The organism is Segatella copri (assembly GCF_024330485.1).
Taxonomy (GTDB): Bacteria; Bacteroidota; Bacteroidia; order Bacteroidales; family Bacteroidaceae; genus Prevotella; species Prevotella copri_L.
Genome location: NZ_JANDWX010000003.1, coordinates 40,913 through 64,641, shown reverse-complemented (window position 1 = coordinate 64,641; position 23,729 = coordinate 40,913). Strand labels below are relative to the sequence as shown.

Annotated in this window: 20 protein-coding genes; 6 read left to right on the top strand and 14 right to left on the bottom strand. The window is 42.4% G+C overall.

Annotated features, from left to right (window positions below):
• Positions 1–44: 44 nt before the first annotated feature.
• The gene (locus NNC77_RS03505) at positions 45–794 is read left to right on the top strand and encodes an ABC transporter ATP-binding protein (RefSeq protein WP_118081331.1); all 750 of its coding nucleotides are present in this window, start codon (positions 45–47) and stop codon (positions 792–794) included.
• 116 nt (positions 795–910) lie between these two features.
• On the top strand, positions 911–1,753 hold the full coding sequence (locus NNC77_RS03500; protein ID WP_118081334.1) for a CvfB family protein: 843 nt from the start codon (positions 911–913) through the stop codon (positions 1,751–1,753).
• A 140-nt stretch (positions 1,754–1,893) separates the two neighbouring features.
• On the opposite strand, the gene NNC77_RS03495 is transcribed toward NNC77_RS03500, so the two are convergent.
• Positions 1,894–3,456, bottom strand: coding sequence for an ATP-binding protein (locus tag NNC77_RS03495; RefSeq protein ID WP_254969936.1), 1,563 nt, complete (start codon positions 3,454–3,456; stop codon positions 1,894–1,896).
• A 327-nt stretch (positions 3,457–3,783) separates the two neighbouring features.
• Here NNC77_RS03495 and NNC77_RS03490 point away from each other — a divergent pair, with 327 nt between their 5' ends.
• The 4 genes from NNC77_RS03490 to NNC77_RS03475 all read left to right on the top strand — a co-directional run bounded on the left by NNC77_RS03490 (position 3,784) and on the right by NNC77_RS03475 (position 11,645).
• Positions 3,784–4,005 carry a helix-turn-helix transcriptional regulator gene (locus tag NNC77_RS03490; protein ID WP_118064070.1) on the top strand — a complete coding sequence of 74 codons (222 nt, stop codon included), beginning with the start codon at positions 3,784–3,786 and terminating at the stop codon, positions 4,003–4,005.
• Positions 4,005–4,937 (top strand): ORF6N domain-containing protein, encoded by a 933-nt coding sequence (locus NNC77_RS03485; RefSeq protein ID WP_254969938.1) that lies wholly within the window; start codon positions 4,005–4,007, stop codon positions 4,935–4,937. Before NNC77_RS03490 ends, NNC77_RS03485 begins: the two co-directional genes overlap by 1 nt.
• A gap of 110 nt (positions 4,938–5,047) precedes the next feature.
• Entirely contained in the window at positions 5,048–8,308 is a 3,261-nt protein-coding gene (locus NNC77_RS03480) for a helicase-related protein (protein WP_254969939.1), read from the top strand.
• 10 nt (positions 8,309–8,318) lie between these two features.
• Positions 8,319–11,645 (top strand): Eco57I restriction-modification methylase domain-containing protein, encoded by a 3,327-nt coding sequence (locus NNC77_RS03475; protein ID WP_254986858.1) that lies wholly within the window; start codon positions 8,319–8,321, stop codon positions 11,643–11,645.
• Here NNC77_RS03475 and NNC77_RS03470 read toward each other — a convergent pair.
• From NNC77_RS03470 to NNC77_RS03410, 13 genes are all read right to left on the bottom strand, one after another.
• Entirely contained in the window at positions 11,638–11,886 is a 249-nt protein-coding gene (locus tag NNC77_RS03470) for a hypothetical protein (protein ID WP_254986857.1), read from the bottom strand. The genes NNC77_RS03475 and NNC77_RS03470 overlap by 8 nt on opposite strands.
• Before the next feature lie 150 nt (positions 11,887–12,036).
• Positions 12,037–12,933, bottom strand: a complete 897-nt coding sequence (locus NNC77_RS03465; protein ID WP_437343725.1) for a TaqI-like C-terminal specificity domain-containing protein — start codon at positions 12,931–12,933, stop codon at positions 12,037–12,039.
• Positions 12,930–13,541: a master DNA invertase Mpi family serine-type recombinase gene (locus NNC77_RS03460; protein WP_118081343.1), complete on the bottom strand. Its 612-nt coding sequence runs from the start codon at positions 13,539–13,541 to the stop codon at positions 12,930–12,932. Before NNC77_RS03460 ends, NNC77_RS03465 begins: the two co-directional genes overlap by 4 nt.
• A 720-nt stretch (positions 13,542–14,261) precedes the next feature.
• Complete coding sequence (locus NNC77_RS03455; protein WP_118081345.1) at positions 14,262–14,603, bottom strand: addiction module toxin RelE; 342 nt, start codon at positions 14,601–14,603, stop codon at positions 14,262–14,264.
• 1 nt (position 14,604) lies between these two features.
• Positions 14,605–14,886: a hypothetical protein gene (locus tag NNC77_RS03450; RefSeq protein ID WP_117586854.1), complete on the bottom strand. Its 282-nt coding sequence runs from the start codon at positions 14,884–14,886 to the stop codon at positions 14,605–14,607.
• A gap of 258 nt (positions 14,887–15,144) precedes the next feature.
• Positions 15,145–15,690 (bottom strand): 2-oxoacid:acceptor oxidoreductase family protein, encoded by a 546-nt coding sequence (locus NNC77_RS03445; RefSeq protein WP_006848319.1) that lies wholly within the window; start codon positions 15,688–15,690, stop codon positions 15,145–15,147.
• A gap of 64 nt (positions 15,691–15,754) precedes the next feature.
• Positions 15,755–16,519 carry a thiamine pyrophosphate-dependent enzyme gene (locus tag NNC77_RS03440; RefSeq protein ID WP_118416053.1) on the bottom strand — a complete coding sequence of 255 codons (765 nt, stop codon included), beginning with the start codon at positions 16,517–16,519 and terminating at the stop codon, positions 15,755–15,757.
• A complete protein-coding gene (locus tag NNC77_RS03435; RefSeq protein WP_254969941.1) occupies positions 16,516–17,598 on the bottom strand; it encodes a 3-methyl-2-oxobutanoate dehydrogenase subunit VorB in 1,083 nt (360 codons plus the stop codon). Before NNC77_RS03435 ends, NNC77_RS03440 begins: the two co-directional genes overlap by 4 nt.
• Before the next feature lie 3 nt (positions 17,599–17,601).
• Positions 17,602–17,832 (bottom strand): 4Fe-4S binding protein, encoded by a 231-nt coding sequence (locus NNC77_RS03430; protein WP_006848322.1) that lies wholly within the window; start codon positions 17,830–17,832, stop codon positions 17,602–17,604.
• Positions 17,833–17,901: 69 nt separating this feature from the next.
• Complete coding sequence (locus NNC77_RS03425; protein ID WP_006848323.1) at positions 17,902–18,081, bottom strand: tetratricopeptide repeat protein; 180 nt, start codon at positions 18,079–18,081, stop codon at positions 17,902–17,904.
• 193 nt (positions 18,082–18,274) lie between these two features.
• On the bottom strand, positions 18,275–19,570 hold the full coding sequence (locus tag NNC77_RS03420; protein ID WP_254969942.1) for an MATE family efflux transporter: 1,296 nt from the start codon (positions 19,568–19,570) through the stop codon (positions 18,275–18,277).
• Between the two features lie 91 nt (positions 19,571–19,661).
• The gene (locus tag NNC77_RS03415) at positions 19,662–21,812 is read right to left on the bottom strand and encodes a DUF3857 domain-containing protein (RefSeq protein ID WP_254969943.1); all 2,151 of its coding nucleotides are present in this window, start codon (positions 21,810–21,812) and stop codon (positions 19,662–19,664) included.
• A 35-nt stretch (positions 21,813–21,847) separates the two neighbouring features.
• Positions 21,848–23,695, bottom strand: a complete 1,848-nt coding sequence (locus NNC77_RS03410; protein WP_234564766.1) for a transglutaminase domain-containing protein — start codon at positions 23,693–23,695, stop codon at positions 21,848–21,850.
• Positions 23,696–23,729: the final 34 nt, after the last annotated feature.

The following is a 23,729-nucleotide window of genomic DNA, read 5'->3' as shown; positions in this document are numbered from 1 at the left end:
ATATTTTGCTTAATTTTGCCTGCAAAATAATTTTGAGTAAGAAAATGATAGATATAAAAGGTATAACCAAGAGCTTCGGCTCCCTGCAGGTGCTTAAGGGCATCGACCTGCATATTGACAAGGGCGAGGTGGTAAGTATCGTCGGTCCTAGTGGTGCCGGCAAGACTACACTCCTCCAGATTATCGGTACCCTCGACAAGCCTGATAGTGGCAGCATCATGGTTGATGGCATCGATGTAAGCAGCCTCAGCACCAAGAAACTGAGCGATTTCCGCAACCAGCATCTCGGTTTCGTCTTCCAGTTCCATCAGCTTCTACCAGAGTTCACCGCTCTGGAGAATATCATGATTCCTGCCTTCATTGCAGGCAAGAGCCGAAAAGAAGCCAAGGAGCGTGCCGAGGAGTTATTGGAATTCATGGGCTTGAGCGATAGAGCCAGTCACAAGCCTGCCGAGTTATCCGGTGGTGAGAAACAGCGTGTAGCCGTGGCGAGAGCTTTGGTCAATAATCCTGCCGTCATCCTTGCCGATGAGCCATCAGGAAGTCTCGACACCAAGAACAAAGCTGAACTTCACCAGCTCTTCTTCGACCTCAGAGACAAGTTCGGTCAGACTTTCGTCATCGTAACTCATGATGAGGGCCTTGCTTCCATCACCGACCGCACCATCCATCTCAAGGATGGAATGATTGAGAAGACGGTGGAAGCAGGAGCTGCTGATAGCCAGGAAGAAACTGCAGATAACAATAAAGAAGTTTCTGCAGAAGAACCAGACTCATCCATAGATTGCATCTAAACGCCCTGAAAGGGCAGAAGCTCCTAGCCCAGGGCAACACCCTGGGTAATTACGGACGCAAAAACCTGTCGCCCTGTAAGGGCAAAAGCATTTTATATTCTCGAAAATAATATGATATGGCAAAAAAGATAAAACTCGGCGATTACAATCGCCTTCGCATCGTAAAAAAAGTTGATTTCGGTCTGTATCTCGATGGTGGTGACGAGGGAGAAATCCTCCTTCCATCCCGCTACGTACCTGAAGACGCAGGCATCGGCGACGAGCTGGATGTCTTCATCTATCTCGACCAGGAAGAGCGCCTCATAGCAACCACCGAAACCCCTTTGGCAAAGGTGGGCGATTTCGCCTATCTCGAAGTGAAATGGGTCAACGAATACGGAGCCTTTCTGGGCTGGGGGCTGATGAAGGACATCTTCTGCCCATTCCGCGAGCAGAAGAAACGTATGGTGCTCGGCAACTCCTACATCGTGCATATCCACATCGATGAGGAGAGCTACCGCATCGTTGCCTCTGCCAAGATTGAGCGTTATCTCAACGAAGACCATCCTCACTACAAGCATGGTGACGAGGTGGATCTCCTCATCTGGCAGAAGACCGACCTCGGCTTCAAGGTTATCATCGACAACCAGTATCCGGGTCTCCTCTATCAGGACCAGATTTTCCAGTACATCCATACCGGTGACAAGATGAAGGGCTACATCGGAAGAGTTCGTCCTGACGGAAAGATAGATGTCACCCTACAGAAGACCGGTATTCAGCAGACTGCCGATTTCGCCGAAACCCTCTACCAGTATCTCTTGGACAACGACGGCGAGTGTAACCTTGGCGACAAGAGCGAGGCCGATGACATCTACGAGCGTTTCCACGTGAGCAAGAAGGTTTACAAGCGTGCCATAGGCGACCTCTACAAGAAGCGCCTCATCACCGTAAGCCCTATGAGCATCCGATTGGCAGAATAAAGCAGATTTAATTCTACTTCAACCCAAAAAGACCGAGCAACTTCCAATAGAAAAGTTACTCGGTCTTTTTTTTGTTATGGGTTGCCGCCACTTTTAAAAGTGGACTCTTATTTATGGTTCTTTTAAAGGTGAACTCTTATTTATGGTTCTATGATCCAATCCTCAATATTCCCTTTCTTAGCATCAAAGTTTACACCAACTTTTACAATCGGCTTGCCACATCTCGCAAAACGCTGGCCGTATTGCTTGAGGTTGATTTGCTGCATGGCGGACTGGGCACTCTTGTTAAGTTTCAGTTCGATGAGATAGAGAGTATCCTCAGTCTCCATCACCACATCCACCCTTCCATTCGGTGTGTGAACCTCCACATCCACCACAAAGTGAGTCAAGAGGGTGAAGATGATGAAAAGCACCTGTTGGTAATGCCCCTCGTAATTAGTATTGTTACAATAAGGCACCGTGCCCAAGAACTCCTGGAACAAGCGCAAGGCACCATCCATGTCGCCTTGGCGAATCAAGACAGACATCTGAGCAATTGCCACATCTCCCTCCTCAGCATACATACCTTCCAAATAATAAGGCAGAAGGCTCTCAAATAAGCCCACCTTGATTTCCTTGTTAGGCAAGTCGAGCGTGAAGAGTTGGCTCATCTTGTCATAGCCCTTGATGGTGATGTAGCCGCTCTGATAGAGCAAAGGCGTGATGGTCTTCAAGTTCTCCGTAGGTGCATCGAATGCTGAGGAACGAGCCAATGACCTGCCTATCTTGGCTGGCAAGACCTTAAACTTGCGAAGCATGTTGATAAGATAGGTAGGTGTGCCCGAGCTGAACCAATAAGCACCGAAGTTCTTATCATCAAAACAGTTGAGCAAACTATAAGGATTAAACACATCAGGGGATGCTGGCGAGAAGTGATAGCCATCATAATTCTCCTTGAGTTTAGCAATAGTTTCCTCTCTTGTCATCCCCTGTGCCTCTGCCAACATATCTATATCCTCGCTCATCTGGGTAAGCAATTCTTCCTTGGTGATTCCGCAAACTCCAGCATATTCATCACCTAACGAAACATTTTTGATGTTATTCAACTCGCTAAAAATGCTCACTTGCGAGAACTTGGTGATACCAGTCAGGAAGACAAAACGAAGCATAGGCTCACACATCTTGAGTGGGCTAAAGAAATTGCGCATCACATTGCGAAGCACATCCAAAGTTTCTTTATCGTGAGCAACATCGAGCATAGGCGCATCATACTCGTCGATGAGCACGACCACCTGCTTGCCACTAATTTCATAAGCGGTGGTAATTAATTCCGTCAATCGATCATTTGCACCTCTTTTAGTATGGGTAATCCCCCATTTTCTCTCTTCTGCCTCCAAACGATTTGAGAGATAATCCTCCAATTGCTCCTTCTCCATGTGCTTACCTCCACTCATGTCAAAGTGCAGCACAGGATATTCCATCCATTCCTGCTCTAACTTTTCGATGGCAAGCCCCTCAAACAGTTCTTTCTTTCCAGAGAAATAACTCTCAAAGGTTGACACCAAAAGTGACTTACCGAAACGGCGTGGACGACTTAAGAAGAAATAACATCCACCAGAATGTGTCATTCGATAGATATATTCCGTCTTGTCGATATAGAGCTTGTTTTCCTTCCGAATACGCTCAAATGTTTGGATTCCTACAGGATATAATTTCAATGCCATAATTGCTTCGTTTTGAATTCACATTGCAAAAATAGGCATTTTTTCCGAAATACCTATCAGAAAATAGAATATTTAACGGAAAACTTACATCTTCTTGGTAAAAGCCAAGGTAACGAGCTGCCAACCTGCATATGTCTTGGCATAAGCCTCAGCTTCTCGATAGGCAGAACCATCAAGCAGCTGCGTGTGAAGGTGGACGACATATGATTTTTAATCATACAATTGCGAAATATCCTTAAATCTTAGACGTTTTCAATAAGTTTTTAACAAAAAAGTACTATTTTTGTAGATTAATAGATGATAGACCGAAAAAATACAGATGACAATATGGCAAACAAAGATTTAAATCGGCTTAAGTTATTACTTGTAGAAAAGAAGAAAACAGGCAAATGGCTTGCCGAACAACTTGGTAAGGACCAAACCACTATATCAAAGTGGTGTACCAATTGCAATCAGCCTGATGTTGAGAGCTTGATAAAAATATCTCGATTATTACAGGTTGAGCTTTCGGATATTATAATAGTAGATAACCCCGAAGTAAAAATATAATGGCAGAGGAAAAGAACATAATGACAGGTGGTGGTGAACTGGTCGCAAATTGCGACCAGTTATCTTCTGTTGAAAATAGAATATTGACAATCCGTGGTGTCCAAGTAATCTTGGATAGAGACCTTGCTGACTTATATGGTGTGGAAACAAAGGTCTTAAATCAAAGTGTCAAGCGTAATATAGAACGCTTCCCAGAGCATTTCAGATTTCAGTTGAGTAAATATGAAATGGACGAACTGGTCACAAATTGTGACCGGTTCAAAAATCTCAAGCATTCTACTGTCTGTCCATTTGCATTTACGGAACAAGGAGTTGCCATGTTAGCCTCTGTACTAAGAAGCGAAACTGCCATTCGTGTCAGCATCCGTATCATGGATGCTTTTGTGTCCATGCGCCATTTCTTGATAAACAATGCAGATGTGTTCAGAAGATTGTCAACTATCGAATATCATCAGCTTGAAATAATGCAACACCAACAAGAATCAGACAAGCGCATTGATGAAGTATTCCAAAGACTTGACGAAAGAAGCGTTCAGCCAAAACAAGGAATATTCTATGATGGGCAAGTATATGATGCCTACACGTTTGTTTCAGATTTGGTAAAGAGCGCCAAAAGAAGCATAGTACTGATAGACAATTATGTCGATGAAACTGTTCTCACCTTGCTGGACAAAAGAGTCAGTGGCGTAACAGCTGACATTTATACTCAACAAATCAATCAACAGTTACATCTTGATATCAACAGGCATAATAGCCAATATCCACCTATCAATGTAAGTGTGTTCCGCAGGTCACACGACAGATTCTTGTGTATTGATGATGTTGTGTACCATATCGGTGCATCCATTAAGGACTTGGGCAAGAAATGGTTTGCCTTTGCCAAGATGGAAGTATTAACACCAACGGAATTGGTGGCGAAAATCAATGAATAACAATTGTTGCGTAAAGCAGCAAATTAAGTAATGTTTCAACTATGACAACAGAAAGCAACACATCAATAATACATTCTAATTTCTTCACGAACAAGAATGGAAATACCCTTATGAAAGAGTTTGAGGGCATATTGCAACATAACCAAAATATCAAGAATCTTGATGCGGTAGTGGGATTTTTGAGAGCATCAGGTTATTTCTCTTTGCGTCCGTTTTTGGACAACATAAATCGAGTTAGAATCCTCATCGGAATTGATGTGGACAAATACATTGCGCAAGCAGCAAACCAAGGAAGAATTTTCTTCGGTGCGGAAGAAGAAGTAAGAGAAGAGTGTTTGCGAAAAATCCGTAGAGACATTGAATCTTCCAATTACAAGAAAGAAGTAGAAGATGGAATGTTCCAAATGATTCAAGACTTAATTGATGGCAAACTTGAACTTCGTGCACATCCATCTAAAAAGATTCATGCCAAATTGTACATTCTTTATCCTGACGAATTTAACCAATATTCGCAGGGAGTTGCCATCACAGGCTCAAGCAACTTGTCTGGTAATGGACTTGGCATATCTGAGGATAAACAGTATGAGTTTAATGTAAAACTTGATAGATATGATGATGTTAAGTTTGCAAAAGATGAATTCGAGCTATTGTGGAAAGAAGCTGAAGGATGCGCCATAACAGCAGAAGATGTTAAGACCTCTGTTGACAGAACATATTTGAAAGGAGATGTAAAGCCGTATGACCTTTACATCAAGATGCTCATGGAATATTTTTCTGACCGTGTTTTAGCAACTGACGACAATAATCCTTTTGACATGCCTGAGGGTTATACTAAGTATGACTATCAGATGGATGCGGTAGCTGAAGGCTATCAAAAGTTGATTAGATATGATGGTTTCTTCCTTGCCGATGTTGTGGGTTTGGGAAAGACTGTTATTGCGACAATGATTGCTAAAAAGTTCTTGATAGAGAATGGACGAGACAAGACAAAGATACTCGTTGTATATCCTCCAGCAGTAGAACAAAACTGGAAGGCTACATTTAAAGATTTTGGAATTGACAAATATGCAAAATTCGTTACCAACGGTAGCTTGTCAAAGGTGCTTGATGAAGAGAACTATAACTACTGGAATGCAGATGAATACGACTTGATATTAGTGGACGAGGCGCACAAGTTTCGTTCACACACCACATCTGCTTTTGAGCAATTGCAGGAAATATGCAAGATGCCACGCATTGAGCAAGGCAACATACCAGGCTACAAGAAAAAGGTGATGCTTATTTCAGCAACACCAATGAATAATACACCTGCTGACATTTATAACGAGATACAGCTTTTCCAAGACCCACGCCGTTGTACTATTGATGGTGTGGCAAACTTGACGGCATTTTTCTCTCCATTGATTAAGGAATTTCAGCAGTTGAGAAAAGATTCGAATTTTGACGTTACTCAATTTAAGAAACTGGCAGAACATGTACGAGATCGTGTTATAAAGCCATTAACCGTACGCCGTACAAGAACTGACATCGAAAGTGTGGCACGTTACAACAAGGACGTGAACGGATTTCCAAAGGTTGAACGTCCAAATGCGAGCAGTTATGAACTAAACGAGCACCTTGCCGACTTGTTTGAAAGTGCCATGCAGACACTCGACAAGGAGTTGACTTATGCTCGCTATCAAGCCATTGCTTACCTGAAGCCCGAAGTATCTAATGGGTTGTATGACAATGCAGAGCTTATAAGCCGTAGTCTGGCAGGCATCCGCAAAAATGGTCTTGTCAAGCGACTGGAAAGCAGTTTTTATGCGTTCCAAGTCTCACTTAGCAATTTCCGTCAAGCCAACCAGAATATGCTTGATATGTTCAATCGAGACAAGGTGTTTATTGCTCCAGACCTTGACATCAATAACCTACTGGAGTCTGGATACACAGATGAGGAGATAGAAGAGAAACTCAATGCCAAAGCGGAGGACAATCCAAAGAACTCAGTGTTTAAGGCCGAAGACTTTAAGCCTGAATTTATAGAAATGCTACAAGGCGACCAAGAGACATTGGAAAAGATGTGCAAGGCATGGGAAAAAATTACGGATGCTGACGATTCTAAGTTTGCAAAATTCAAAGAATTGCTGAAACATGAATTGTTCAAGGAAGACCGTAATCCAGAGCAAAAGCTTGTCGTTTTCTCAGAGTCAGTTGACACGGTTAAATATCTTGAGCGACGCATCAACCGCAAAGATGTATTGGTGATCTCGGCTGATAATCGTAGTAAGCTATTCAAAACTATCCGAGAAAACTTTGATGCAAACTATAAAACAAAGCTCAACGATTACAATATAATCCTCACTACTGACGTTTTAGCAGAGGGCGTTAACTTGCATCGTGCCAATGTCATAGTCAACTATGATACACCATGGAACAGTACACGTCTGATGCAACGTATAGGCCGTGTCAATCGTATTGGTTCTGCATCTAAGCACATATATAATTATGTGTTCTATCCTTCTCGTGAGGGCAACAGAGAGATAAACCTCAACCAGATAGCACTGAGTAAGATACAAACATTCCACTCAACTTTTGGCGAGGATAATCAAATTTACTCACAACAGGAAATTCTTGACCGGGACTTGACCAAGTTGTTTGACGAAGGAATGAAGAAGCAAAAGGAAGAAGCAAATCAAGAATTGCCTTTCTATGAGGAACTTCGAACTCTATACAAGACAAATCGCAGAGAGTATAACCGAATTGAAAAATTGTCGTTGCGAAGTCGTACTGGTAGAGAGAAGCGCACGGTAGAAGGTGTAACCTTGTCTGGCGATACACTTGTTTTCCTCAAGACGAATTATAGGAAAGTGTTCTTCCTTGTTTCGGAAACAGCCAAGGAACTCTCTGTGCTTGATGCGTTGAAATACTTTAAGGCATCTAAAGAAGAGCAGCCTGTGGAGCGCATTGAGCAACATCACAAACATATCAACATGGCTTTGCAGAAGTTCCGTGCCATGCGAGATGAGGAAATGCGAGTACAAGAGACTTCACAAGACACTCAGACCACACTTGGTGCGCAAGTTAGTACTGCGGTAAGTCTGTTGAATAACTTTATTCGTGAAATAGATGACAACGAACTGTATCTAAAAGTTGTTCAGCTCAAGACTTTGGCAGAGCGTGGTGTCATAACCTACATACCAAAGCGCTTGCAACGCATACAGAAAGACTTACGACGTACAAGCGGAAAGTCACGAATGACACATGATGAAGCGTTAGCAGAAATCATAGAAATGGCTAAGAAATATTCCGCTTACTACATGGCGCAAGAGTCGCAGTTGAACGAACAAGAAAGCAACGCCGAGATAATATTATCAGAATCGTTTAAATAACAATAATAATATGAACTATAAAGAAATCATAGAATCAAAATATAATCGTGAAGCATGGCAGCAACTGCTTCATGACATATTTCTCAGCAATGTCAGTTTTTGGCGAAGCCCAAAGGAAGTAAAAGCGAATAGCCGATTGGCAAAAAACGCACTCAACCTGGGAAAGATTTCTCTTTCTGATGGTGAAGCGCTTGCCATATATGAGGTGGAACTTTCAGACAAAGTTAACATTGAGAGAAACAGAGCTGGCATACGTGATATGCTTACAAAAGACTGGCGTGACATGGGCTATGCTGGTGCATTCCTGTTCTGTTATCGTAAGAATGAAAGTGTTCTACGCTTTTCTTATGTCAGCGAGACTTGGGGATTTAACAAGGATGGTATTTATGAAAAACTTTCCACAAACACCAAGCGTTTTACGTATCTTCTTGGTGAGGGACGTGGATGCCGTACTGCAATAGAGCAATTTGGAGCGTTGAAGAATAGCAAATTAGCTCTAAGCGATGTTACGGCAGCGTTCTCCGTTGAGGCACTTACCAAGCAATTCTACAAAGACTTGTATGAGTGGTATCAATGGGCGGTGGACCCAGCATCTGGAGTATATTTCCCGAACAACACATCTATAGAGGCAGATGACAGAGAAGATATTGAGACAAAGATTATACGTTTGATAACCCGAATTATGTTTGTTTGGTTTATCAAACAGAAAGAACTTGTGCCTAATAAAATCTTTGATGTTGACTTCCTCGAAACTATACTCAAGGATTTTGATCCGAACAGTGCCGTAGTTGGAAACTACTATAATGCCATTCTCCAGAACCTCTTTTTCGGCACTCTCAACCGTGCCATAGAGGATGAGCAGGGCAACAAGCGTAAGTTTGCAACCAACGTAAAGAAAGACATCAAGACACTTTATCGCTATGCAGAAATGTTCACTATCAGGGAAGATGAAGTGATAAAGTTGTTCTCTGAAGTACCATTCCTTAATGGCGGTCTTTTTGAGTGCCTTGACAAGACAAAGACTATTGATGGCGTAGAACAGGCATACAACTATGATGGTTTCAGCCGTAACGACAAGAAATTTGCCGATGGACGCTATCGCAATCGTGCGGTTGTGCCAAACGTTCTGTTCTTTGAACCAGAACGAGGACTTATCTCCATACTAAGCCGATACAATTTCACTATAGAAGAGAACTCCCCTGAGGAGCAGCAAGTGGCACTCGACCCAGAATTGCTTGGTAAGGTGTTTGAGAACCTTTTGGGTGCATACAACCCTGAGACGAAAGAAACGGCCCGTAATCAAAGTGGTTCTTTCTATACGCCTCGCGAGATTGTGAACTATATGGTGGACGAAAGCCTTATCTCATACTTGGGCAATACGGCATTTGTGCGTTCGCTCTTCTCTCCAGAGTTTGTGTATGACAAAACAAAAGAGGATGATTATAAAACCATTGCAGACAAATTAAAGACAATCAAGATACTTGACCCTGCATGTGGCTCAGGAGCATTTCCTATGGGCTTGCTTAACAGAATGATAGAGATTCTTTGTCATATCACTCCTGACGAGAATATCTATGAAATGAAGTTGGCTATCATTGAAAATTGCATATATGGCAGTGATATTCAAAGTATAGCAGCGCAGATTACAAAACTTCGCTTCTTTATTTCTCTTATCTGCAATTGTGAGAAAGATGCCACGAAGCCGAACTTTGGTATTCCTACATTGCCAAATCTTGAAACAAAGTTTGTGGCAGCCAATTCATTGATTGCAAAGAAGAAACAAGTCTCACACAATCTGTTCGAGAATCCAGAAATCGAGCCGACAAAGAAAGAACTGACAGAAATACGTCATGAGCATTTCTCTGCTAAAACCGCTTATCGCAAAAGTACATTGCGAGAGAAAGACAAACAACTACGTGAGAAATTGGCTAAATTGTTGGCTGAAGACAACGACTTTGCTCCTGAGGACGCAAAGCAACTTGCTGCATGGAATCCATACGACCAAAATGCAGTTGCAGAGTTCTTCGACCCTGCCTGGATGTTCGGAGTGAATGATGGATTTGATATTGTGATTGGTAATCCACCATATATTCAGCTTCAAAATGATGGCGGCAAATTAGCCAAGTTGTATGCTGATTGCAATTATAAGACATACGCACGTACAGGTGATATTTATTGCCTGTTCTACGAACGTGGCTATCAGTTGCTTAAGCCCAATGGACATCTTTGCTATATCACATCCAATAAATGGATGCGTGCAGGATATGGTGAGAAGACGCGTGAATTCTTTGCCAAGAATACGAACCCTCTGCTACTCATAGACTTTGCCGGAGTCAAAATCTTTGAGAGCGCAACTGTTGATACCAATATTCTGCTCTTTGCTAAAGCAGTAAACGAGCACAAGACTCTATGCGCAGTTACCAATAAGCAGAACAAAGATAGCGTAAAGAATTTGAGCGTTTTCGTGCAGCAAAGCGGGTCGGAGTGCGAGTTCTCAAACTCTGACTCTTGGGTGATACTTTCTCCTATCGAGCAGAGTATCAAGCGCAAGATAGAAGCTGTGGGGACTCCTCTCAAAGATTGGGACATAAACATTTATCGTGGAGTTCTAACTGGATATAATGAAGCCTTTATTATATCAACAGAGAAACGTGATGAGATTCTTGCGAATTGTCAGACAGAAGACGAGCGTGCAAGAACGGCTGAACTTATTCGACCGATTCTGCGAGGCAGGGACATCAAGAGATATGGGTATAACTGGGCAAATCTGTGGCTAATCAATACCCACAATGGTATTCGTGGCAAGTTGGAACGTGTACATATAGAAGATTATCCTGCTATAAAGGCACATCTTGACCAATATTGGGATAGAATATCGAAACGTGCTGATAAGGGTGATACTCCGTATAACCTACGCAATTGCGCTTATTTGGAGGATTTTTCTAAGCCAAAAATCATGTATCCAAATATGACCAAATATATTCCTTTCTATTTTGATGAAAAGAACTTTCTGCAAAATGACAAATCATTTATGATTACAGGAAAGCATATAGCATATTTGACAGCATTTTTGAATTCTTCAATTTTCAAATTTTGCTTTCTTGATAAATTTCCAGAACTGCAAGGTGGTACACGAGAACTTAGAAAGATATTCTTTGATAAAATCCCTGTTCTGAAAGTTAGTGATAAAGAAAATGAAATATTCAAATCGTTGGTCACTGATATTCAAAATGATTATAAAAAAGAAAAAGCCATTCTTATAGACGAACGGCTTTTTGAACTATATGGGCTTTCTAAAGAAGAACGAATATCTATTGGATATATTGAGATTAAGTGAAATTCTCATCAATATATCTCTGCTCCTCACAAGATAAGCCATAAAGATTAAATATCTTTTGGCTTATCTCGTTTTCTATGTCATTAGAGCTATTTGTACTCATAATTTCTAATAACCTTTTAAATTCCTTGTTAAGTTCATGCGACACTGAAGGCATCTTTAAAGGCTCAACAGCTTGCACACTTATTAGCAGATCACCTGTACCTGTTTTAGGGGCATCTTTTAGTAAATAGTGTCCCATTGGAGTATTTAAAACACAGCAAACGAATTCTATGTTATTTCCTATTGCAAAACATGTACTGTCTAATCCTAAAGCCTCATTGTCATTGTAGCAGAATCTAAGTATTGAGCCAACTCGTTTCCATAAAATTTTTGGCTTAGAAAAATCCTCCTAATGATTAACTATAAAGCAAATTTCTTCTTCATCTAATCCATATTGTTTGCAGACCATGTCATCTATTTTTCCGTCTATTGTCGTATCAAGGTTTGAACATATCTGATTTACCAATTGTTCTATCCCTATATTTATTGGTGCAATAGGAATTTGCTCGATAGTATATTTTAGCCATCTATTTGTTCCAACTCCAGATGTTGTACCTATACAATGCTTGAAATACCATGTAATTAATTTGGAGTTCAACAACCCCAAAATATGAAGAACATGTTCTCCTGTTAAGAAGAAAACTGTATTCACGGACATAACGTTTTGGGCATAAGAAAACTTTGGCTCATCAGACAATTCGATCCATACAATTTGTTGTTTAGAAAAATCCTCCCAATAACTGATGCTATCTTGGGTTTCAAACCACTTATTATTGGTCTTCTTTCTCGCTTTTATTTTCTCTCCATTTACGATGTGAGACTTCCCCGTTTGCTCCAGACGTTCAATACCGAATCCTAAAAGATAATTTTTAACGGCAGGATACTTCTCTATATCATAATGGCGAGAAGGAAAAGTTGCAATTAGATACAATCCAGTCCAGTTATATCCATACCTCTTGATGTCCCTGCCTCGCAGAATCGGTCGAATAAGTTCAGCCGTTCTTGCACGCTCGTCTTCTGTCTGACAATTCGCAAGAATCTCATCACGTTTCTCTGTTGATATAATAAAGGCTTCATTATATCCAGTTAGAACTCCACGATAAATGTTTATGTCCCAATCTTTGAGAGGAGTCCCCACAGCTTCTATCTTGCGCTTGATACTCTGCTCGATAGGAGAAAGTATCACCCAAGAGTCAGAGTTTGAGAACTCGCACTCCGACCCGCTTTGCTGCACGAAAACGCTCATTTCTCTTCTGTCAAAAAAAACTTAATATATCTGTCAAGTGTATTTCGGTCAACCTTGCACAACTTCGCAATCTTTCGCTTGGAAACGTTTGCTTTAAGAAGTTCTTTGATAAGAGTAGCTTTTCCGTAAAGCTTATACTTTTCAGGAGAACTCTTTCTTCCCTTTGGTCGACCGAGCGTAACGCCCTCTGCTTTCTTTCTTGCCAAAGCCTCCTTTGTGCGTTGGCTGATAAGGTTACGCTCTATTTCTGCGGAAAGTCCAAAGGCAAAAGCAAGCACTTTGCTTTGAATATCATCGCCGAGTCGGTAATTGTCCTTGATAGTCCAGACACGACACTCCTTAGTCATGCAGATATTAAGTATCTCCATAATCATAAAGAGGTTTCGCCCGAGACGTGACAATTCTGCACACATAATGAGATCGTCTTTGTTTACTCGCTTCAATAGTTTGCCAAGCTCACGCTTGTTGTACGCCTTTGTACCACTGATAGTTTCTTCTATCCAGCCATCGATAGAAAGATTGTTTTGCTTGCAGAAATTGTTAATTTCGAAGCGTTGATTTTCAACAGTCTGTTTATCACTGCTGACACGAATGTAACCATAAATCATAGCTAATACTTTATTTGTGTTATACTTATTTTATTCGATACTCTAAAAATAGAGCAATAATGAGTACAACCTTTTCGTTAAGCCAGATGAGCAAAACTAAGATTTCTTGAGCCTTGCTATGACGAGAAAAGGTGTGCGAAAGCGAACTAAATGTGTTAGCCATATAATATCAAAGATTGGAACAAGGTAACCCGACTTTGGAGGGCTATCACCTCGATTAGGGAAAGGTCTTTTGAGAGCAACCCGAAAGGTTTTGAGTTACTCAAAACATACCTTGCTGTGTCTTTGTAGACACAAATAAATAGTAAAATCAATCATTGTTTCTCATGGAGCATCAAGCTATGTTCTTTATCAAAATGACACGAATGCGATAAGCATTTATAGCCATGAGACACTGCTGACTTATAGATTTACTTAACCATTGTCGTACTGTCGTATTGATCTGATGCCGTATTGCAATAGATAAAAGAAACTATAATGGAGTAATAACTTGATGCAAGGGATACATACATCTTCAATTCTTTATCATTACAAATGATTGACTTGAATATTTTATGTGCGGGGCGTTTTTGTTTTTATAGGTATATGACAACAAGAATTCCGTTTATAAAAACATATTCCACACCCCAAGAGTTAGTGCAGTTACTCAAAACAAGAGGTATGGAGAAAGACCTTTCTGCATCAGATAATACTGAAAGACAATGATACTTATTCTGCGTATTATACATTTTTACGTTTATCAAGCAAAAAGCTGATAAACTCATCAGAGATATTAGAGATTTCTCCTTTATCATAGATTGTCAACAAATCAATGATAACGGAATCTCCTTCCTGGTAAAGATTATAAGTGATGACCCTTGCACCACCACTCTTACCTTTACCCTTACTAGCTATTGCCATTCTTACCTTTCTGACACCTTTGCCAAGACTAGTACCTTGAAAAGGATCCTGTTCTAAGCCTGTAAGAAAAGCATCGTAATCATCAAGCATTGAACGATATTTCTTGGAAAGCTTTCTAAGTTGTCGCTCAAATTCTTTTTCCGTATAAATTTTAACCTTCATACTACGCCTCCTCTTCCCGAAGTCTTCTCAACAATTCACGAGCATCCATCGGCTTAGTCCCATTCTTCTTATGGGCTTCCAGTTCATCAAGAGCACGGTTGAGACTTTCTGCCACATAGGCTTCCTGCTCTGCCTGGCTCATATATCTTTCCTGGAAACTGTTTCCAGACTTGGAGATAGAACTTGCTAATTTTTCAGCATAGTCTTTGAGCTTGGCGACAAATTCGTCAAGCGTATATTGACCTGTAGAAGGTACTTGAAACTGAATATTAATCGTTTCCATCTTATTCCTTTCTTTTAAATTAACGCCACAAAATTAACGAAAAGAATTGGAAATGCCAAAGAAAAGAACAACTTTCTTTAGTTTAAGATATGAAAAACATTCAACAACAGTTTTTGAATGTAGCAAACTACATGATGCAAATTAAATATATAATCTGCAAGATGCATCATTTTTTCCTTTTCAACCCAGCCTAATAAAACAAGGGAGCGAACTGCATCGCAACGCAGCCCGCTCCCTTATCTATAATGATGATTGAATTTAATCTACCTTTTCGATAATCTTCATTCCCTCTTCCACTGCCTGCATGTTCAGCGGAATCAAACCATGATGGCGCTCTGGCAATGACTTGTAAAGCGCCTTGTTCAAACCATCGGTGCTCACAACAGGACAAACCTTCAGCAGACCGCCCAAAACAATCATATTGAACACCTTGGAGTTTTTCATCTCGGCAGCCTTGTCCATTGCATCAATGCGATAAATAGTGATGTCCTTGCGCTGTGGAGGATTCATCACACCATAGCCATCATAAATCAGGATGCCGCCTGGCTTAATCTTCGGCTCAAACTTGTCGAGCGACGGCTGGTTGAGCACGATGGCTACATCATAATGGCTCAGGATAGGCGAAGAGATGCGACTGTCGCTCACAATGACCGTTACGTTGGCTGTACCGCCACGCTGCTCTGGTCCGTAAGCAGGCATCCAGGTTACCTCCTTATCCTCCATCAGTCCTGAATAAGCCAGAATCTTTCCCATAGAGAGAACGCCCTGACCGCCAAAACCGGATATAATGATTTCTGTCTTCATTGTTCTATTATTATATTAGAAGAGCAAATCGTTCTTCCTTCGTTCTTCACTCTTCGTTCTTCACTTACATTCCCGTTGTATCCTTCAGGTCACCCTTAGGATACTGCTTAAACATGTTCTCTTCCATCCACTTGTTAGCCTCAACAGGTGAGAGTTTCCAACCGCTGTTGCAGGTAGAAACAATCTCTACCAGGCTGGAGCCCTTGCCCTGCATGCTTGCCTCGAACGCCTTGCGGATAGCCTTCTTTGCCTTCTTAATGCTTGCCACGGTCTCCACACTCTGGCGAGTTACATAACAAGTACCCTGCAGATGGCTTGCCAACTCGGTAATATTGAGTGGATAACCATGAAGATCAGCCTCTCTACCATAAGGACAGGTAGCAGTCTTCTGACCCAACAGGGTGGTTGGCGCCATCTGTCCGCCGGTCATACCATAGATGGCATTATTGATGAAGATGATGGCGATATGCTCACCACGGTTCAGGGCGTGGATAGTTTCGCAGGTACCGATGCACGCCAGGTCGCCATCGCCCTGATAAGTGAAGACAAGACGATCAGGCCACAAGCGCTTGATACCCGTAGCTACAGCAGGTGCACGACCATGAGCAGCCTCCTGCCAGTCAATATCCAAATAGCGATAAGCAAAGACAGCGCAGCCCACCGGACATACGCCTACCGTCTTATCCTCCATGCCCATTTCCTCGATAACCTCGGCAACGAGCTTATGAACTACGCCATGCGAACACCCCGGGCAATAATGCATCGGGGTATCGTTCATCAGCGTAGGCTTCTTATATACCAGATTCTCTGGTGAAATTATATCATTCATTTTATTAACTTCTTTAATGCTTCAACGATTTCCTCCGGCTCAGGTACGATACCGCCCAGACGACCAAAGTGCTCCACAGGAGTCAGACCATTCACAGCCAGTCGCACATCCTGAACCATCTGACCGGCATTGATTTCTACAACCAGAATGCCCTTCTTGGTCTTGGCGAGTTCATGAATCTCCTTTTCAGGGAAAGGCCAGAGAGTGATAGGACGGAACAATCCTACCTTGATGTCCTGCTCACGCGCACTCTCGATGCTCTTCTCGGCGATACGTGCCGCACTACCGAAAGCTACGATAACATAGTCGGCATCATCCATCTGCTCGGTTTCATAACGAACCTCGGTTTCACGGATTTTTCTGTATTTCTCCTGAAGAGCAATATTGCGCTCCTCCATTACCTCAGGCTTGAGTTCCAGAGAGGTCATGATGTTAACTGGACGATTCTTCGGACGGCCGATGGTAGCCCAAGGGCATTCCTTCGCAATCTCCTCCTCTGTACGACGAGGCTTGACAGGAGGCAGAACCACCTTTTCCATCATCTGACCAATGACACCATCGCTCAGAATCATCGCAGGATTGCGATACTTAAAGGCAAGCGTAAAGGCGAGATCAACGAAATCAGCCATCTCCTGAACAGAAGCAGGAGCCAGCACAATCACATTATAGTCGCCGTTACCACCACCGCGGGTAGCCTGGAAATAATCACTCTGGGATGGCTGGATGGTACCCAGACCCGGACCGCCACGCTGCACATTGACGATAACGCCCGGAATCTCAGCACCTGCCATGTAAGAGATACCCTCTTGCATCAAAGCCACACCCGGACTTGAAGAAGTGGTAATGACACGCTTACCGGCACCGGCGCCACCATAAACCATGTTGATAGCCGCCACCTCACTCTCAGCCTGCAGAACCACCATACCTGATGTTTCCCATGGCTTGAGCAGAGCCAGCGTCTCTATAATCTCACTTTGAGGTGTGATAGGATAGCCGAAGAAACCATCCGCACCACATCTGATACAGGCATGGGCTATCGCCTCATTGCCTTTCATTAATGTAACTTCCTGATTTGCCATTATTTAGTCCTCCTTCTTACGATAAACAGTGATACAGCCGTCCGGACACACGATGGCGCACGAAGTGCAACCAACACACGCATCAGGTACTGCTGCCTCTACATAACGGTAACCATGCACATTGACTTTTTTCTCTGCCAATGCGATGACATGCTGAGGACAAGCCTCCACACAGAGCGAGCATCCCTTGCAACGCCCGGTGTCGACTACAATAGCCCCTTTAATCTTACTCATATTCTAATTTCTTACTAATTATCTTTACCATTGGAGTAAACAAAGCTCCTGCTGTCCACATGTCGGTTGTTATGGATTGTAGTAGTCTTTGCAATAAAAGCTCATGATATCATCCAGCATCTCCTTGGCTGCTACGGCAGGGCTCTCCGGATCGAGGGCAATGGCCTCCATATAGCAGTCGAGGGCACGCTTAAAGTCACCCTGCTTGCGCCAGGCGTTACCCTGCTGATAATATTCTTCTGCTGTCATTTACTCTTTTCTTTTTAAGTTTTGCTCTGCGAAATTACTAATTTTCGGCTAAGAAAAAGAATATAAGCCTAAGATTTAAACTATATTAATGTAGTTTTTCACAAAAATGCGCACACTATAATTCAGTGTGCAATTTTTATGAAAGATGTGCATTATTTCTACTAAAATATTCTATAAAAACACTATTCGTCATTTACCGCAGTTTTTTACGGTAAATGACGAACAGTACGATTCCCCTTAACAAGAGGTAGAGAATGAAGGCCAACCACAGGGCATGATTGCCCAGAAAAGGATGCAAGCCGAAGAACAGACCGAAGAACGAAGCCGAGGCTACAGCGGTAGAACAGAGCATCGACTTAGACTGTGTGATGCCTACAAAGATGCCATCGAAGACGAATGCCGACATGCCAGACAGCGGAATCAGCACAGCCCACCAGAAATACTCGCCCGATGCAGCTATCACCTGCTTATCGCTCGTGAGCAAAGAGAGGAAATTCTCGCCACCCACTATATATAATAAGGTGAAACCTACTGCCACGACAGCTCCAAAACCCATCGTTCTTCTAACCACCTCGCGGAATGCTCCCATGTTTCGGGCTCCATAATACTTGCCGCTCAACGCCTCTGCCGCATAAGCAAAACCATCCATAAAATAAGAGAAGATGGTAAAGAGCGTCATCAGCAGCGTATTCACAGCCAGCACGATGGTACTCTCCCTGGAACCTGCCGCCGTAAAGAAGAGGTTGACCGCCACCAGACAGAGGGTGCGGAGAAAGATATCCTTATTGAGCGAGAAAAACTGCTTCAGCGGTTCGGCAGCAAAGAGATGCCGGCGATAGTCATACTTGCTTAACCGGCGATACCAGATGCGATAGAACAGACATGCCATCAGGAATCCCCACCATTGGGCAATGACCGTTCCGAGCGCCACGCCTTCTACCGTCATACCGCCGACAAAGACCAGCAGCAGAGAGGCTACGATGTTCACCACATTCTGCGTCAGCGATACCATCATCGGAATGCGCGTGTTCTGCATACCTATAAACCAGCCCGTAAATCCGTAGAGTCCGAGCACTGCCGGGGCTCCCCAGATACAGACATAACAGTATCTTCGTGCCAGTTCCACGACATCCGCTTCCGGCGACATCGCCCAGAGTCCGCAGCCTATCAGCCATTTCTGAAGAACGAAGAACAGCACTCCTATCCCCACACCGATACTCAGAGAGCGCACCAGGAGCCTCAGCACCTCAGCCAAATCTCTCCTTCCCAAAGCCTGCGAAGTCATTCCGCTGGTTCCCATTCGCAGAAAGCCGAACAGCCAGTAGATGACATTGAAGAGCATCGAGCCCACGGCAATGGCTCCGATATACGCTGCATCGCCGATATGCCCGACAATAGCGACATCAACCAACCCCAAAAGCGGTACCGTGATATTGGATATTATCGACGGAACCGCTAATTGTAATATTCGTTTATTCACCTTTTTCAATTCTTAAACCTCATTTAGTTTTACCGGTATATGACCTTCAAGCTGTAACCACCTCTTTTAGAATTTAAAAATATACTCAATAAACTTACATTCATTTCGCTATTACCATCTGCTTATCAGTGAAAGCGCTACAAGCATCAACCAAAGCCAACAGTTTGCTCCAGTTTGAGACAGGTTCCACTCTATGAGCAAAACATTTGCGCACATACACTTTTACACTTTCATTTCCAGCGGTAGCCTTAACCGTGAATTCTCCACACTCATTAGCCACCGAAGTCTCAATCTTCTTTAATGCTTCAGCAGAGACCTTATATCCTTGCGGCAACGGAATCTCTATATTCCATTCATCAACAAACGCCATCTTGCGCCAAACATCATCGATACGCTCTCGATCCTTGCCTTCCAGTTTCAACGAACTTCCTATTAACTTACCTACCGACAACAAATAGTTATTTCCAGCGCGTTTCACCATTCCATCCATCACATAATCTACATGATAAACAAAGTTAGAACTATCTCGACGGATTCCCACGCAATCTACTCCATAGCCACCGACTTGCACAGGATCACCATCGTGATAACTACTGATTTCAGCCTTAAACGGATCTATGGCATTTTTCCGATATTCATTGAAAGCTCCTTTTAATTCAGCAGATTCCTTCTTAGTATAACAAGAGTACGGATCTTTGTCGTCGTATTTCAAATATCGCCAATAAGCTTCAAGTTGGCTTGAACCAAAAAGCGTGTTATCAGGACTCACCAAAGACTGACCGTACATTTTCTGTTCACCCGAATAAGTTACCTTCCTACTGATATCAAGTTTAGTACCATCAAGTTTAACCACCATATCATTCACCGACTTATTGTCTTCAGCTTGACTCACAGGTATCGTTATTTGTTCCTCGGAATCTTGCATATATGCCTTTCTTCCTTGATATATATAAGGTATCTCGGAAGCAACCTTAGGATAAGTCCCAGGGAAGTAGTACACATCAGTTCCCTTAAGGCGGAAGAACCAAGATGTAGAATTATAATTAATCAGTTTATCAACAGGCAATGCACCAAACGGAGTGGTAATGCCCATTTCTATTTCCACGCCCAATTTACGCAAATAATTAGCCACTGTATTAAAAACCCTCTGAGAAGCTCCCCCACTAACATACTCAAAAGAATAAATACGGTCAGCTTTCTCCTCGGCAGACATCCCCTCTTTTTTGGCAGACTTGAAGACGCTCTTATACGTACTAGGAAGACCAGCAGGAGAATATCCCCCCTTAGACACATAAGATTTCAGCAATTTCCAATCGTCTTGCAGGATTGGTGTTACATCAGGATTGCCTCGAACACCTTTTTGGCGCATAGCTTTCTCTACTACTGCCACTTTAGCCTTGGTCGGGGTAATATACATCTCTATAAAAGGTGACTGCTCCAAAGAATTATACCAAATGGATGATTCTGCATCTACCGGCTTATCCATAACCATATCAAGCACTGCATTTTTGTCCTTGTCTGTGGTCTGAGTAAAATCAGGGGCACCATTCATCGTCCGATAGACGGTGGCAAGACTTTGGTCTAGCACACAGTGAACCTTGGTATAAAGGACAGGTTCGTCTTGACGAAGAACAAAATAGAAAGGATCCAGCTGTTGTTCCTGTGTATCTATTTGGTCTAGAGAAAAGACATCAATACAATCTCCCACTTCCAAACCAGGCACAGCTATCTTCTGACTCAAGTCCTTGTCATTTTTGCCTTCCTTGACATCTACATAGTCATCTAAACTTACTTCCTGTACGTTACCATTCTTCTTTATAACACGAATGCCAAGCACCGTTTGCGTTTTATGATGATATCCCCAGGTCCACTTTCTACTTTTCGTCTTGAAAGTAAACTCAGAATAATCCTTCAACGCCTTTTTGTCATTGATTTGAATTAACATACGCTCCATATCCGTACAGTCTATCTGACGAGTAAGGCGAAGATTGAGCACCAGATCAGCCGTTGCCTTACGATAATAATCCGTGCTCAACTCCCGATAATAAGATAGTATGACGGCCGAAGCATTCTTGTATCTGTCGGGAACCGTTCGTTTTTGAAAGTCAGCAGGCGTACTGCTCCAAACTTCTTGCCGCACCTTTTGCGCCAACTTCAAATAATCAGCTTTCTCGTCAGCATTCACTGACAACGTCAAGAGCTGTACCAACAGAATACTGAAGACAACTCGGATTACTTTAATCTTTCCCATAATTCAACTTTTTGACTATGAATAATACATTTAACTCATTTTTCCTTTAATACTACTTGCTCATTACAAGCTGCTCCCCAATCACTTATAATCTTATTCCAAGCAGGGATTTCGCTTCGCGGAACACGTCTGTGGTGTATTACACACTCCTTATGCATAACAATCTGATTGCCTGTTTGAGAATAAGTGCGACAAAAATCAACCCATGCAGTATGAATCTGATAAGGTGCGGGGAGACTACTGACCTCCATTTTCTCTGGAATCAAAATCTTTACATCACGTACTTCCTTGGACCGCAAGTCTATCATGTAATCGGAAACCCGTTTGGTTGTATCCACTGGAGTCAGAAAAAGGCTCTCATCGAGATTGGTATCTAAATAAACAGTACCGTCAACCAGTTGCCCAGCTCCCTTTTTCATAAAAAAAGCAGTGATATTCAAAGACTCATCCCGAGGACGATTTCCCGTCATCACTATATCCCCAATCTTATCCAATCGTTCATCAACCCCCATCGCTGCCACCAAGGCCTTCTCTTTTTCATCTTGTGCCGTAGCGTCATTCCCCACTAGTATCCAAGACTTCATATCGCCCTTCCATTTAGAGTACAATTTTCCCTTTATATCGTAGTTTCCATCATCCCCAGATTCTAAGGTTGTCTGATATGTTATAGAAGAAAAGCAAGAATCAGCAGCCAGTTCAGGTAACTTATTCATACGAAAGCTATCTGCGTCTTCTACCAAAGCCATTTTTCCTTGTATATTGTCTGGCACATAGCCTAGAGGAACATATGGATTCGTAGCATCCAGATAATATGGCTTTCCCTGATAGAAAACCGTACATATCGCATGATCAATAGATGCAATAGAAGGATTTTCCTGCAAAGAATAAGGTACATCCCATGTCCCTATATCCGTTTGACGAGCATCAAAGCCTTGAGCCTTGAGCAAGGTTTTGAGCAAAAGAGCCATAGCCTTGCAATCACCATAACGCTTACGAATAGTTTCAGCAGGTGTTGCTGGTTGATGGGCAGAAATGCCTGCCTCAAAAGCCAAATATCTGATATTCTGCTGTACCCAGGCATAAGTATTGGCTATCTTGTCATAATCGTTTTTTGCCCCTTTCTGTATCTCTCTTAGTATTTCTTCCTGATTAGGAATAGAGCAATCCACATTAGCCAACTGATGAGACCAGACAAACATATCTTGCAGACTTTGGAATGCTCCCAACACCAAGAGATGAGGAGCACTATATCCCCAAGATGGAGAATTAGGTTCTATCAGCTGTGCAGGTAAGGAATGAATCACATAAGTAAAAACGGAATCTCCCTCAGCATTACATGTAGTACTTTTCTCTATACCAGCAGGAAGATTATATTCTTTTATCCGAAACTGCTGGAAGGCTTTTGGTTTGATTACCTCTATTTTCTTATGCTCTACATAATTAGCTTCACACAAAGGAATAGTTGTGAAATAAATAGGATTGAGATAGGTTCGAGTAAAAGAAGCCTTCAGAGTCTTGCCAACCTTTGGAATCTGATAGCTAAAGTAGCAAATCTTGGTATCATCGTAAAAGACATTACGAGGAATGGCTGACTTGTATTGTGCATACCCCTTACACTGTGCCTTGTCCAAACGAATAAACTCTCCGTAATAAGCACATGGTTGAACTAGAGCGGAATATTGGGTTACACCATACTCATAATCCGTAGTGTTAACAACAATAGTCTTACCTGCGTCATCAGTTTTGAAGACGTATCTATCATTGCATTGCAATATATGCACATTGTCATCAGCTTTTTGAGCCGAGATGGGTTGCAAAAAAGCGAAGAGCAATACCAGCATACTATCTAAATCAGCAAGTCTGTATTGGAGCATTTTTCTCATTTTCATTATACTCTGCTTCTTTTGTTTATTCTGT